General features: G+C 56.0%; 13 protein-coding genes. 5 read left to right on the plus strand and 8 right to left on the minus strand.

What is annotated here, in order from left to right; genetic code table 11:
* Positions 1 to 6: 6 nt before the first annotated feature.
* From C1J02_RS02130 to ilvD, 3 genes are all read right to left on the minus strand, one after another.
* The gene (locus C1J02_RS02130; RefSeq protein ID WP_114876933.1) at positions 7 to 780 is read right to left on the minus strand and encodes a DUF6478 family protein; all 774 of its coding nucleotides are present in this window, start codon (positions 778 to 780) and stop codon (positions 7 to 9) included.
* 117 nt (positions 781 to 897) lie between these two features.
* Positions 898 to 1,491: a hypothetical protein gene (locus C1J02_RS02135; RefSeq protein ID WP_114876934.1), complete on the minus strand. Its 594-nt coding sequence runs from the start codon at positions 1,489 to 1,491 to the stop codon at positions 898 to 900.
* On the minus strand, positions 1,472 to 3,238 hold the full coding sequence (gene ilvD, locus C1J02_RS02140) for a dihydroxy-acid dehydratase (protein ID WP_114876935.1): 1,767 nt from the start codon (positions 3,236 to 3,238) through the stop codon (positions 1,472 to 1,474). Before ilvD ends, C1J02_RS02135 begins: the two co-directional genes overlap by 20 nt.
* A 171-nt stretch (positions 3,239 to 3,409) precedes the next feature.
* Between ilvD and C1J02_RS02145 the strand changes: the two genes are divergently transcribed.
* The 5 genes from C1J02_RS02145 (at position 3,410) to C1J02_RS02165 (ending at position 10,004) form a co-directional block, all read left to right on the plus strand.
* Positions 3,410 to 6,517, plus strand: a complete 3,108-nt coding sequence (locus tag C1J02_RS02145; protein WP_114876936.1) for an ABC transporter transmembrane domain-containing protein — start codon at positions 3,410 to 3,412, stop codon at positions 6,515 to 6,517.
* On the plus strand, positions 6,514 to 7,413 hold the full coding sequence (locus C1J02_RS02150) for a CPBP family intramembrane glutamic endopeptidase (protein ID WP_114876937.1): 900 nt from the start codon (positions 6,514 to 6,516) through the stop codon (positions 7,411 to 7,413). The genes C1J02_RS02145 and C1J02_RS02150 overlap by 4 nt, the downstream gene beginning before the upstream one ends.
* A gap of 59 nt (positions 7,414 to 7,472) precedes the next feature.
* The gene (gene accD, locus C1J02_RS02155; protein ID WP_114876938.1) at positions 7,473 to 8,426 is read left to right on the plus strand and encodes an acetyl-CoA carboxylase, carboxyltransferase subunit beta; all 954 of its coding nucleotides are present in this window, start codon (positions 7,473 to 7,475) and stop codon (positions 8,424 to 8,426) included.
* Entirely contained in the window at positions 8,423 to 9,697 is a 1,275-nt protein-coding gene (locus C1J02_RS02160; RefSeq protein WP_114876939.1) for a folylpolyglutamate synthase/dihydrofolate synthase family protein, read from the plus strand. The genes accD and C1J02_RS02160 overlap by 4 nt, the downstream gene beginning before the upstream one ends.
* A 112-nt stretch (positions 9,698 to 9,809) precedes the next feature.
* Entirely contained in the window at positions 9,810 to 10,004 is a 195-nt protein-coding gene (locus tag C1J02_RS02165; RefSeq protein ID WP_114876940.1) for a hypothetical protein, read from the plus strand.
* Between the two features lie 9 nt (positions 10,005 to 10,013).
* On the opposite strand, the gene zapE is transcribed toward C1J02_RS02165, so the two are convergent.
* The 5 genes from zapE to fghA form a co-directional block, all read right to left on the minus strand.
* Positions 10,014 to 11,072, minus strand: a complete 1,059-nt coding sequence (gene zapE / locus C1J02_RS02170) for a cell division protein ZapE (protein ID WP_114876941.1) — start codon at positions 11,070 to 11,072, stop codon at positions 10,014 to 10,016.
* Positions 11,073 to 11,300: 228 nt separating this feature from the next.
* A complete protein-coding gene (locus C1J02_RS02175; protein WP_114876942.1) occupies positions 11,301 to 12,221 on the minus strand; it encodes an ornithine cyclodeaminase family protein in 921 nt (306 codons plus the stop codon).
* Complete coding sequence (locus C1J02_RS02180; RefSeq protein WP_114876943.1) at positions 12,218 to 12,838, minus strand: HAD family phosphatase; 621 nt, start codon at positions 12,836 to 12,838, stop codon at positions 12,218 to 12,220. The genes C1J02_RS02175 and C1J02_RS02180 overlap by 4 nt, the downstream gene beginning before the upstream one ends.
* Positions 12,839 to 12,887: 49 nt before the next feature.
* Entirely contained in the window at positions 12,888 to 13,358 is a 471-nt protein-coding gene (locus tag C1J02_RS02185) for a YaiI/YqxD family protein (RefSeq protein WP_114880321.1), read from the minus strand.
* 73 nt (positions 13,359 to 13,431) lie between these two features.
* Positions 13,432 to 14,265 carry an S-formylglutathione hydrolase gene (gene fghA, locus C1J02_RS02190; protein ID WP_114880322.1) on the minus strand — a complete coding sequence of 278 codons (834 nt, stop codon included), beginning with the start codon at positions 14,263 to 14,265 and terminating at the stop codon, positions 13,432 to 13,434.
* Position 14,266 lies beyond the last annotated feature (1 nt).

Consider the following 14,266-nt stretch of genomic DNA (forward strand, 5'->3'; position numbering starts at 1 on the left):
GGCTCCTCAAAGGTGGGCGCGCGGGCGGCGCGAAAAGGTCAGGTCGCGCAGGATCACCTGGTTCATTTGCGGCCCTTCAAATATCAGATCAATCCACGCCCGCTCGACCCTTTTTTCGTTCATGTTGGAATAAGCCAGATCAAATTCAACGCGAATATTCTCTTCGCTCAGGGGCAACTCACGCACGATCTGTTCGGTATTGGGGCCATGGCGGATGTTCAGGCGCGCAAAAATCTCAAGCGGTTTTTCCATCTCGACGATGGCATCCATCCGCAACAGGTGGCTGCGCTTGAGCCCTTTCACCCCGGCATCCGGCAGGTCCACGACCAACGACAAAAAAGACCCGTCAAATTTGAAAACATCCAGTCGTAGCCCGTAAGGTGCGAGGTCTTCTTCGCGAAGATTGCGCAATTGGCGCAAGGTCAGCTCTGAAAATTCGCAATCATGAAACAGCGTGACTTCATCGCCCAACATGGATTTTGTCTGAACCGACGACAGCCCCGGCGTGGGCAGCGATCCGCGCCAAAGTTCCGGCCGCCACGACCAGTCTGCATTGTGGGGTTTGGGAAAACTGTTGGAGCCGACTTTGGGCAAAGCCAACCGTTCATCCGCTGTGTGAATAAGCCGGTCCAGGTGCGTTTTGAGCAATCTCGCACGGCTGCGCTGGCGGCGCAGCAAAGACAGGTCGGTCGTTGCCGCCATACGGGCCGCACGCGCCCAACGTTGGATGTTGCGCGCATATATCTTGCCATCCAGAAACCGAAAACCGAGCTTGGACATGTATGGACTGCCTCTGACTTTTTGACACTCTATCTAGCCTAAAGGTTTCATTCAAATAAATTGGCAACAATACTTGGGCGAAATCCTACTATGTTGCTTTGATGGAAACAGTTAGCGTCACGATCCAATTTGACTGCGTGACAACACGGCGGAAACGATGCTGCGTCCCTCTCCGGTTATCGCGCGCCCCTTTTCAGGTCCATAAAGCGCCACGCCGACAATTTGCGTGCCGATACGTGTTGTACCGCGCCAGTGGGTATTGCTCACCCCGTCAATCGGTGCGGCCCCCTTGGCACGAAAGGTAAGCTGACCATTCCTGATCTGAGGATCTGATACAGCGCTTAATGCGCTGGCCGCTGCCAAATGTTCAACAGCTGGCAGTGAGGCGTCCGGGCTGGCGGGTTGGATGCTGACCGTGATGAATGCCAGGGGCGCATCGCCTGCGGCCTGCGGCGCACCCAGAATGTCGCACCGGGCCATCAGCGCAAATCTTTTCCGCACACTTTTTCTGTCAATACAAAATCCCGGTGGCGCGACAAGTATAACGGCACCCTCTGACAGCTTTGCCTGCAAGATTGGCTTGGTTGTTCGACCTGTAGCCGGAGGCACTGATAGCCCTTCAAACAGCGCTGCACCCTGACCGTCTTCGCAGGCGGTCAGGGCGAACAGCAAAAGGGCCGCGATGGGACCTTTACAGGTCCATGTAGTCATGGGTTTCCGCCTTGGCACCGGGATGTGTGACCGCACCCAGATAGGTTGGCCCAACAAGTTGCGCGTATTTCCACAAGGCTCCGCTAGCATAATTGGTGGGGCGCGCGCCTTTCCAGTTGGCCTTGCGCTTGGCCAGTTCGTCATCGCTCAAATCGACAGAGATTGACCCTTCGATGGCATTCAGCGTGATCATATCGCCATTTTCCAGCAATCCGATTGGTCCGCCAAGTGCCGCTTCTGGGCCAACATGGCCCACACAGAACCCGCGTGTCGCACCTGAAAAACGACCATCGGTGATCAGCGCGACTTTCTTGCCCATGCCCTGACCTGACAGCGCCGCGGTCGTCGCGAGCATTTCACGCATACCCGGACCACCGGCGGGACCCTCGTTGCGGATAACGAACACGTCGCCTTCTTTGTAGGTCCGGTTTTGCACCGCTTCGAAAGCATCCTGTTCGCATTCGAAAACCAATGCGGGACCGGTGAATACGATATCATCCTCTGACATACCGGCGATCTTCACAATTGCGCCTTCAGGCGCGAGGTTGCCCTTAAGCCCGACAACGCCGCCTGTCTTGCTGATCGGGTTCGCAACGGAGTGGATGACCTTGCCATCCGCTTCACGCTCAATCCGGTCAAGTTCTTCACCCATCGAATAGCCTGTTGCCGTCATACAATCGGTATGGATCAACCCCGCTTTGCGCAGTTCCTTCATCACCACGGGCACGCCGCCCGCCTCATAAAGATCCTTGGCCACATAAGCGCCGCCCGGTTTCATGTCGACGAAGTATGGCGTGTCGCGGAAGATCTCGCAGACATCTTCGAGAAAGAAATCAATGCCTGCCTCATGTGCCATCGCAGGCAAATGCAGACCCGCGTTGGTCGAGCCACCCGTGCAGGCAACGATGCGCGCCGCGTTTTCAAAGGCTTCGCGGGTACAGATATCGCGGGCGCGGATATTCTTCTCGATCAGGTTCATCACTGCCGCACCAGAGGCCACGGCATATTCATCGCGTGATTTATACGGAGCAGGTGCGCCGGACGAATTGGGCAGGGCAAGGCCAATTGCTTCGGATACGCAAGCCATCGTATTGGCCGTGAATTGACCCCCACACGCGCCCGCAGACGGACAGGCCACCCTTTCAAGAATTTCAAGTTCAGCTTCGGACATGGTGCCGCTTTGCCAGTTGCCAACGGCTTCGAACATATCCTGGACCGTCAGGTCCCGATCTGCAAAAGCGGCCGGGACATCGGCCCCTTCGGGGGCCCGACCCGGCAAGATCGATCCGCCGTACATGAATACCGACGGAACATTCAGCCGGATCATTGCCATCATCATACCGGGCAGCGATTTGTCACACCCTGCAAGACCCACAATCGCGTCATAGCAATGACCGCGCATCGTCAACTCAACCGTATCGGCAATCGCCTCGCGGCTTGCCAGCGAAGACCGCATGCCCTCGTGACCCATTGCGATGCCGTCCGTGACGGTGATGGTGGTAAATTCGCGCGGCGTACCTTGTTCTTGTTTGACACCGATCTTGACAGCCTGCGCCTGACGATTGAGCGCAATGTTACAAGGTGCCGCTTCGTTCCAGCAGGTCGCGACACCCACCAAAGGCTGATGGATTTCTTCGTCGGTCATGCCCATCGCGTAGTAATATGAACGATGCGGCGCACGCGCAGGGCCTTCGGTGACATGGCGGCTGGGTAATTTGGATTTATCAAAGCGTTGATTGGTGGACATCGACAGGCTCTCCGTTAAGCATTTCCACTGGAATAGTCGGCTGCGCCCGGTGCTGCAAGGCCGCAAGACAACACAGCCTGTGCAGGATGTTGTATTGGCCAACCGCAACGCTTACCTTTGCACAAGCGTATTCGGTGCCTTTTGCGGCCCTTCCCAAAGAAAGAGCGGCGTATGGAACCCAACATATTTTCCTTTATCTGGAAATATTCCCGTCGCGATCAGCTGGCATTATTGCTGTTCACAATCGTCACCTTTCCATTTCTTTATGTGACGCTGGAACTGCCCAAACGCATCATCAACGACGCGATCGGATCAACCACCAGATTCGTTGATGTGTTTGGCTTTGAGGTCACCCAGGTGCAGTTCCTGTTGGCGCTGTGTTTTGCCTATCTGGCATCCGTTCTGGTGCATGGCCTGATGAAAATGCGTCTTAACACCATGAAGGGTGTCGTGGCGGAACGTCTGTTGCGTCGTTTCCGCTATCAGTTGATCGCGCGGATGATGCGCTTTCCGCATAGTTATTTTCAGGACACCAGCCAGGGCGAATTGGTTAGCATGGTGACATCCGAGGCCGAGCCCATGGGCGGGCTGATGGGCGAAGCCGTGGCGCAGCCTGTGTTTCAGGCCGGTCAAATGCTCATCATATTGTTGTTCCTTTTTATCCAATCGCTCTGGTTCGGCCTTGCTGGTGTGGCACTGATCCCGTTGCAGGCATGGCTGATCCCTTTGCTGCAACGTCAGATCAATCTGTTGAACAAGGAGCGTATCAAAGAGGTCCGCCATTTGTCTGCCGAGATCGGCGAGACGGCGGCAGGCATCACTGATTTGCGAACCAACGGGGGCTGGCGATTCCGATTGGCGACGTTTACCGGTATTTTGGGGCGGCTCTTTGAAATCCGGTTTCGGATCTATCAAAAGAAGTTCTTCATGAAGTTTCTCAACAACTTCATCACGCAACTTACTCCGTTCTTTTTCTATGCGGTTGGCGGTTATCTGGCGATCAACGGTGACATAACGGTTGGGGCGCTTGTCGCAGCGCTTGCAGCCTACAAAGACCTCAGCAATCCTTGGAAAGAACTGCTGACATATTACAATCAGACACAGGATATGTCGCTGCGCTGGGAAATCGTGATCGAACGTTTTGCCCCGAAAAACATGATAGACGAGGCATTGTTTGAGGGTGAGCCAGATCAAATTCCCCACTTGCGCGGCGACATCGATCTGACAAACGTCTCGGTGCGCAATGCCAGTGGCAATACCCTTCTGGACGACCTGACAATCCATATTCCGGCAGGCAGCCGCGTGGCGATCGAAGTGCCGACGCAGTCAGAAAGAACGGCGTTGGCCGAAATCTTGACCCGAGAAATTATTCCAACCCGCGGGAAAGTCAGAATTGGTGAGTTTGACCTGTCACGCCTCCATCAATCAGTCGTTGCGGCGCGCATCGGGTACGCGAGTTCATCGCCCTATCTGTTTCAGGGGACGGTCGGCGACAATTTGTTGATGCCGCTGCGCACCAGCCCGAAAACGGTTTTGTGGGACCCAAAAAGCAGTGACCGTGAAACCATCGAAGCAATGCGTGCCGGCAACAGCCGTGATAGCCTGCGCGCCGATTGGCTTGATCCGGGGCTTGCAGGTCTAAACACCGACGAAGACATCCTCAAATGGTGGTTCCAAATCACGCAGGCATTGGGAACAGCCGAGGTATTGTTCGAACGCATGCTGAATTCTCGCATGGATGCGACAAAGCATGGGGAACTTGCCCGGCGGATCGTGTCGTTGCGCGATGAGGTGCACAAAAGGCTCAAGGCCAAAGGCTTGGACAAAGTTGTCAACCGGTTCGATCCTGACAAGTTCAATCCGTCAGTGCCTTTAGGGGGCAACCTTATGTTTGCGAGCCCGGCACGCAACATCAGCCCCCAAAGCCTTGTCGCTGAAAAATCGTTTTTGGCGATGATCATTGATCAGGGCCTTGCGGAACAGGCCATCGCAATTTCACAAACCCTCATCGAAGGGCTGCACCAGACCTTTGGCATGGATGGAACCGGGCATCCATTGTTCACGGCACTGGGTATTGAAGAGGCGCTTTACGAACAGCTTGTGGATATCGCCGGCCGCCGCCGCGAGATGGGCGACGAGGCGCTGACGCCAGACGAATTTGCACTGCTCCTAACTGTTCCATTCGCCTTTACGGCAGAACAGATCGGTCCGGCCTTTCCGGACAGCTTTAAAAAAGAAATCCTCCACATTCGCAAAACCAACGGTGAAATGCTGCGGAAAAAGGCCAGTGCATTGTTTGTGCCCGTGGCACCGGAGAACTACCTGCCACGGCTGACGATCCTTGAAAACATGCTATATGGCCGATTGTCTTCGGTCGCCGGTTTGCAGGGTGATCTGGTGCAGGATGTCGTGGCCGAGGTGCTGGAAGAACACGGATTGCAGCAAATGGTTTCAGCGATCCTTTTTGATGTTGGCACAACAATAGGTGGCGCGAATTTGCCTGCGGTTTTTCAGGAACGCGTTGCCTTTGGTCGCGCTGCGATCAAGCGCCCCGATGTGTTGGTCTTTAACCAACTCCTCGCAGGTCAGGACGCCAAATCACAATCGGATATACGCAACAAGCTGAGCGCCCTTTTGCCCGAAAGCACCCAGATATATCTGGGCAGTAAGTTCGCTGCTCCGGAAGACTTCGACCTTCATATGGTCATCCGACATGGTCGCATTGTTGGGGTCGTCGAACAGGAAACAAGTGATGACGATGAAGGCACTTCCGACGATCTGCGTCGCAAACTACAGATCATTTCGCGAAATGATCTTTTCGGCAGTCTGGATGCCCGGAGCCAGCGCCTTCTGGCGTTTGCCGCCCAATGGTACGACGTTGACGCAGGACAACGTGTCTTCTCTATGGGCGAACGCCCTGATGCCGCTTATCTGTGTCTGTCGGGCCGTGCCGATTTGGGTTGGTTGGATGAATATGGCGTCTTGCACCATGTCTCGCAGGTTGAGCCGGGACGGTTGATCGGCGATCTGGCAATTATCCTCAATGAACCGCGGCAATTAAACCTGACAGCGACTGAACCCACCAAGTTCTTGCGCATCGGTGCAGAAGAATTTTTGGCTGTGGTTGAAAATGATAAGACCGTATTGCTTCGGTTGCTCCAAACGGTCGCGGGGCATTTGACAGGTGCCGCAGAATTGTTACGTGCGTCACAAATTGAAGTTCCGCGCGAATTTGGGCCAGGGTTGCCCCCGCTGATCGAGGCAGAGGAAAAGAAGTGATCTGGCGATTGAACTATGCCGCGCATGAGCAGTTTATTGCGCCAGCGCGTGACAGCGCTGCATTATGGCGGCTTGTGTTGGGCTTTACTCTGGCATCGCTGGGGTATGTTGCGCTTAATCAGATGTTTTTTCAGGTCGTGTATTCGTTTCTGGGCGCGCAAAGCAGCGCGCTTTATGAGAACTTGTTGAAAGGCAGTTCACCGCAGGCGATGTACCTGCTGCTTTTTAGCTTTGCATTCATGACAATGGCGGTTGGTGTCACCGTACGCATTGTGCACCGCAGATCGGCATTAGGTCTGCTGGGCGACCTGCGCCTTGCGTTGTCACAGTTCGGCGCGGTGTCCGCAGCCATGTTGGGCCTGATGATTGTGGTGTTTTTGTTGCCCCCTTGGGACATGGGCGGCGATTTCGTCGCGAACATGTCAGCCAGCCGTTGGGTCGTTCTGCTGCCGATTTCATTGGTGGCTGTCATGGTGCAGGTCAGCGCAGAAGAGATCGTTTTTCGAGGCTATGTACAGCAACAGCTGGCCGCCCGTTTCAAGTCGCCGCTGGTTTGGATGATCTTGCCATCAGTTCTGTTTGCACTGGGGCATTACCTACCCGACTCCGCGGGTGAAAATGCACTGTTTATTGCTGTTTGGGCAGGTCTATTCGGGATCATGATGGCCGATCTCACGGCCCGCGCGGGCACACTTGGCCCCGCGATCGCCGTGCACTTGTGGAATAACGTATCGGCAATCCTGATCGTGTCGCTGCCCGATGACCTTTCGGGTCTGGCGCTGTATCTGGCACCCTTCGGTCTAGGCGATGCCGCAGAAATACGCGCATGGCTGCCGGTTGATTTCGTCTTGATGTTCGTCTCATGGCTGGCGGCGCGGCTGGCCCTACGCCGCTGATTGCAATTCACCGGCCGGCAGCTTATTTCAGATGCAACTGATGCCAACAGGGGCTGCACATGAACTGGATTACCAATTACGTCCGGCCACGGATCAACTCGATCTTTTCGCGCCGCGAAACGCCGGACAATCTTTGGACCAAATGTGATGATTGCGGCACCATGCTGTTTCATCGTGAGGTTTCCGACAACCTGAACGTCTGTACCAACTGCGGCCACCACATGCCGATCACCCCGCGTGAGCGGTTTCAGACATTGTTCGACGGCGGTGTGTTTACAGAAGTCAAAGTTCCGGCCCCCACGCCGGACCCCCTGCATTTCCGGGACCAGAAGAAATATCCCGACCGCCTGAAAGCCGCGCAGAAACAAACGGCAGAGGCCGAAGCGATGTTGGTGGCCACGGGCGAGATGGGCCGCACACCGATTGTCGCGGCAGGACAGGATTTTTCATTCATGGCCGGATCAATGGGCATGTATGTAGGCAACGCAATCATTGCCGCCGCCGAAGAGGCAGTGAAGCTAAAGCGCCCGCTGATCCTGTTTTCGGCCGCAGGGGGCGCGCGGATGCAGGAAGGGATTTTGTCACTGATGCAAATGCCGCGCACGACAGTGGCGGTGCAGATGCTCAAAGAGGCCGGATTGCCCTATATCGTTGTCCTGACCCATCCGACGACCGGTGGCGTCACGGCAAGCTATGCGATGCTGGGTGATGTTCACATTGCTGAACCCAACGCGTTGATCTGTTTTGCCGGGCCGCGCGTGATTGAACAAACCATACGCGAAAAGCTGCCCGATGGGTTCCAGCGCGCAGAATACCTGTTGGATCACGGTATGTTGGACCGCGTGACCCCGCGCACGCAACTGCGCGACGAGCTGATCAAAATCACCCGAATGCTGCTTGGCATGCCGCCTGCTGTGCGCGGCGATCTGCCAGCGCCACGCGAGGGTGGCGAATTGGATCATGCGCTGAGCGATGTCGAAGAGGCGCAAGCCAAGGCAGATGCCAAAAAATGACCACTCCGACGTCGGACGTCATCCTGGCCCGGATGATGGCGCTGCACCCCAAGATCATTGATCTGACACTGGACCGCATGCACCGGTTGCTCAGCGCATTGGGCAATCCGCAAAATGATCTGCCGCCTGTGATCCATATTGCAGGCACGAATGGCAAAGGTTCAACGCAGGCCATGATACGTGCGGGATTGGAGGCGATGGGCAAGTCGGTGCATGCCTATACCTCTCCGCATCTGGCCCGGTTCCATGAACGTATTCGTGTTGCCGGATCGTTGATTGACGAAGATGACCTCACAAAAGTTCTGGATGAATGCTATGCGGCCAATGGCGGCGAGAGCATCACCTATTTTGAGATCACCACCTGCGCGGCTCTGCTGGCGTTTGCGCGCACCCGTGCGGATTATACCTTGCTTGAGGTGGGGCTGGGTGGACGGCTTGATGCGACCAACGTCGTCGAGACACCGTTGCTCACAATCATCACGCCTGTGTCGGTCGATCATCAGCAATATCTGGGCGACACTCTGGCCGAGATTGCCGGTGAAAAGGCAGGGATCATCAAGCGCCATGTACCATGTGTCGTTGGACCGCAGGACGACGCGGGTTTGGATGTGATCGAGGCGGTCGCGGCCCGCAATGCCGCGCCTCTTTTGGCATATGGCCAGCATTGGCATGCAGGTGCCGAAGCCGGGCGCATGATCTATCAGGATGAGCGGGGCTTGCTTGATTTGCCACGGCCCAATTTGCCCGGTGATCATCAGATTATGAATGCTGGGGCAGCGCTGGCCGCCCTGCGCCATCTGGGCGCAGATGACGCTGCTTGCGAGGCGGCTGTGACCCAGGCCTACTGGCCCGCGCGCATGCAGCGTTTGAAAACAGGACCGCTTGCCGATATCGCGGACCAAGCAGAACTATGGCTCGACGGTGGTCACAACCCCGCAGCAGGCGATGCAATCGCAGCGGTGCTAGCACAGGGCCCCAAACGTCCCACGCATTTGATTTGCGGCATGTTGAACACCAAGGACATTGGTGGATATCTGCGCCCTTTGGCGGCACATGCCACCACCCTGCATGCGGTTTCCATACCTGGGGAAACCGCGACGCTGCCTGCCGCTGATACTGCGGCTGCCGCACGCAAAGTGGGGATGGATGCCTTTGAAGCGCCAAGCGTGGCACAAGCCCTGCGTGACATTGTGGCGAGCGATCCGACCGCCCGAGTGCTGATCTGTGGCTCACTTTATCTGGCCGGTGGCGTGTTGCGAGAAAACAGCTAACCCGCAGTATTTTGTGTGCTGAGCTGATCAATCATCAATATTTGGTGTATAGTTAGGCGTATTCAGGCGCGACACGCGCATGCAATAAATCAAAAGACCAAAGGTGAGCACCATGGAAAGAAAGGACCAGACCGCGATTCTGCCGCCGTCAAAAGCAGATGCTTCAAACCGTTCTCAGGTGATCTTTATCGGCGTTGGCTTTGCCATCGTTGTGGGTGGTTTGTGGCTGCTTTATGATGTTGACGGCCCCTATCATCCAGACATCCCCGTGACCGAAACGCTGATCATCGACACCGCCGATTCCTAAGCGGGACGTCTAGTCGCCCCAGCCATCCGCCTGCATTTCACGCAGCCGCGACGCGGTGCGTTCAAATTCAAACGTGCCTTCGCCTTCGACATACAGCATTTCGGGTTTTGCGGCTGCCGAGCAAATGAGACGCACGCGTGCCTCATAAAGTGCATCGATCAAAGTCACAAACCTCTTCGCTTCATTGAAATTTGATCGGCTGAGCGTGGGAATATCGTCAAGCAGCAAAACCCGAACGGCCTCAGCCAGGGCGAGATAATCGGCCGGGCCAAGGGCAGTACCACACAGGTCATGAAATTGCGCGCGCGCCATTCCGTTGTGAAACGCCGGGATCACCACGTCGCGGCCTTTGACACGCAGCGTTAGCGGTGTGCCGGGGCCACCGGCCAAATCGTCCCAAACCGCATTCATCGCGGCGCGGCTGTCGGCGTTGACCGGGGTAAAATACACTTGGGTCCCTGACAGGCGGTTCTGACGGTAATCGGTTGGGCTGACCATTTCACGCACAACCATTTTTTCTTTGATCATTTCGATAAACGGAATGAAAAGGCTTCTGTTCAAACCATGTTTATAAAGCTCATCCGGCAATCGGTTTGAGGTCGTCACCACAACGACACCCGCAGCGAACAGGGCCTGAAACAACCGACCCACAATCATTGCATCGGTGATATCACTGATTTGCATCTCGTCGAATGCCAAGAGCCTCACCGAGGCAGCGACATCTGCAGCGACGGGGGCAATCGCATCGTTGACGCCGGTTTTGCGCGCCTCGTGCATCGCGGCATGAATTTCCTGCATGAAAGCGTGAAAATGCACCCGGCGCGATGGAATGTCGGGCAAGTGTTCAACAAACAAATCCATCAACATGGATTTACCACGGCCCACACCGCCCCATAGGTACAGCCCCTTGGGCGGCTCCGGCGCTTTGCGAAACAGGCCCTTTTTCATCGGTTGGGACATGGCGTCGCGAATGCGATCAAACTCTGGTATCAGCGCTTCTTGCGCTGGATCAGATTGCAGTTTGCCCTCGTCAATCAGGCGGTCATAGGTTTCACGAAGGCTGGTCATACCACTGGCTTAGCGTGCAGATGCCCAGTTGAAAAGCCAAGGCTGCGCTTGGCTATCGATTTATCTGATCTGACCGGCATAGGCGGTGAATGGATCAGTGACATAGTTTAATCACCAAGAAGTTTGTTTGAACGCAAGCGGTTACGAACGCGGCGTCACCATGTGCCGCCGGTCAAAATTGAAATTCACTCAATCGCTCCTTCGTTCTGAGTTGCGGCAACGCCCCGATCAGCCGCGCGCTTTCCAACGATCAAGGATGTAGCGGCTTGTCATCAGGTCCAGATGCGCGCCACCGCCATTTTTGAAGAGGGTGATCTCGTCGTTTGAGGTGCGCTTGAACTGATCAAGATCATAGTAATCCGCAACCAGCGTGTCTTTGGTGATGACACCAGCCTCAATGGGGATCTTAATCTCCCCGATATGGCCAACGGTCGTGTCATAGCTGTCCACAAACACGCGAGCTCTCAACAACGCGTCATCGTCCACCTCGCGCATGTCGGGGCGATACGCACCAATCAGATCAAGGTGCTGACCCGGCTTTAGCCACGCACCCTTGATGAGTGGCTCGGTTGACATCGTAGCGCTGGTAATCACGTCAGCGGACCGAACGGCGGTCTCAAGGTCATCGGCTATACGTAGACCCGGCAATTCGGCGGCCATCGCATCGGCATTGGCGCGGGTACGGTTCCAGACGGTGAAATTGGCAGCCGGAAACGCGGCTGAATAGGCCGCATGCAATGCGCGCCCTTGGTTCCCAGCACCAACGATCAGGATATCCCGACTGTCTGGCCGTGCAAGGCGGCGGGCCGCAAGCAGGCTGTCACCGGCAGTTTTCCATTTGGTCACAAGGTGAAAATCGACAATCGCCTCCAGCGTGCCATCAGCATCTGCATAGAGGTTCAAACCGCCATTGATCATCGGTGTGCCATGGGCGGGATTGTCGGGAAAAATAGTGGCTGATTTCACGGCGATTCCCAAGCCATCGATCCACGCTGCCCGGCTCAGCAATGTATCCTTGCCGCGGTACAAAAAGGTATCGCCAATCTCAGCACGGGGCAGGGCGTGACCCGCCGACAGCGCATCGGTCAGTCCGATCCAGTCCAGCACCGCTTCGCCAGCGTCAAAGGGGATGAAGGGGATATCGTTCATGTCGCCTGCTCCTGGGTCAACAGGCCCGCGTCGACCAGCCTGTTCGCCCATCCCGCGGGCCCGTCAAACAAATGAGTTTGCCAGCCGCGTGCCGCTGCCCCGGCAATGTTGTCGGCCCGGTCATCGGTGAAAAGTAGGGCCTCGGGCGCAATGCCGCTGCTCTCTTCCAAGGTCTTGTATATCAGAGGATTGGGTTTGATCATGCGCATATGTCCTGAGATGAAGTCACGGTCAAAGTCGCGCAGAAAGGGATAGTGCGTGGCCGCGAGATCATAGGTTTCAATGCCAAAATTGGTCAGCGAAAAAACCGGCACGCCGCGCGCCCGAAGCGCTTTCATCAACCGCACAGAATGATCAATGGCCGGGGTGGCCATGTCGGCCCAGCAATCGTTCCACATCCGGATTTCGGCGCGCCATTCCGGATATTGCTCGGCAGCTTCATAGACAACTTCGCGAATGTTCTCGCCCAAATCGACACGGTCGTTCATCGCGTGCAGATCAACCGCGGCAAACATTTCGCGCCTTTTTTCAGGGCCAATGGCCTTGTCATAGAAACGCTCCGGTTGCCATTCGATCAGGACGTTACCAATGTCGAAAACGACAGCTTGAGGCACCATGTTCTATCCTTTTGTGTTGCAGTGGAAATCTTAGGCAGGTCCGTTGCGATTAACTTTTGGGGGAAATGCTCACACGTGCGGCAGCGCGTAACTCACGCTCCAGCGCTTCCAGAAAGCGCGAGCGGTCAGCCTTGGTAAATCCCTTACCCCCTCCCTGGCGAAACGGATCAGCGGCACGCAGATCAGTCATCAGATCACGTGTTGCCAGCACATTGCCAATATTCGCCTCCGTCAGCGCCTCACCATTGTGTTTCAACACCCGTGCGCCAGCCTCAACACAGCGTGCGGCAAGCGGGATGTCCCCCGTCACAACCACATCGCCGGGGCCGCACCGCTCAGCAATCCAGATATCTGCAACATCCGGCCCATCCGGTACAATCACCATCTCCACATACGGATTTTGCGAGGGCCGCAGCCCGCCGTTGGACACCACGAACATTCGAATTTTATGGCGGGTCGCCACGCGTTCGGCTTCACCCTTAACTGGGCAGGCATCGGCATCAATATAAAGTGCGGTCATCTGTCTTTCTTCTTGGCTGTGGGTCTCTCGTCCGTGTTCTGTACGACATAACCCACGGTCCCCCCCCCTGAACTCAACCTGCATAAAGCGCATCGGCATGGAACGCGATGTGATCTTCCATAAAGGTGGACACAAAGAAATAGCTGTGGTCATAGCCTGGTTGCATCCGAAAAATCGCCTGCTGACGACGCAGAGCAATGGCAGCGGCCAAGGCTTCTGGTTTTAACAGGTCAAGAAACTGGTCCTGCGCGCCCTGATCGATCAGGATGGGGCCGTCGAACCCTTTTTCCTGCATCAGGACGGTCGCATCATTCTTGCCCCAGTCTTTTTCATTGCTGCCCAGATATGCACCCAGCTGTTTGCGACCCCAATCGCTCTTGCTTGGGTTTGCGATCGGCGCGAAGGCTGAGACAGACAGGAATCGCCCGGGCAGGGTCATCGCCAATACCAGCGCGCCATGGCCGCCCATCGAATGACCGGTAATGGCCTGCCTCGTCATATCGACCGCGAAATTTTCGGCCAGCAGGCCTGGCAATTCGTCAGCAATGTAATCCCGCATTTGAAAATGAGGTGCCCAGGGATCTTGGGTTGCGTTCACGTAAAACCCGGCACCTTTGCCCAGATCATAGGCCTCGTCGTCAGCAACGTCTTCGCCGCGCGGCGATGTATCCGGGAATACCAGTGCAATCCCGTGTTCAGCCGCCCAAGCCTGTGCACCCGCCTTGGTCATCGCGTTTTCATGCGTGCATGTCAGGCCAGAGAGATACCAGAGCACCGGAACGGGCCCGTCCTTGGCCTCTTCCGGCAGGAAAACAGCAAATGTCATTTCGCAGTTGCAGGCTGCTGAGGCATGTGAATAAACGCCTTGGGTTCCGCCAAAGCATGCATTTTCAGAGAGCGTTTTCATG

Origin of the sequence: Sulfitobacter sp. SK011 (assembly GCF_003352065.1) — a bacterium.
Lineage (GTDB): Bacteria > Pseudomonadota > Alphaproteobacteria > Rhodobacterales > Rhodobacteraceae > Sulfitobacter.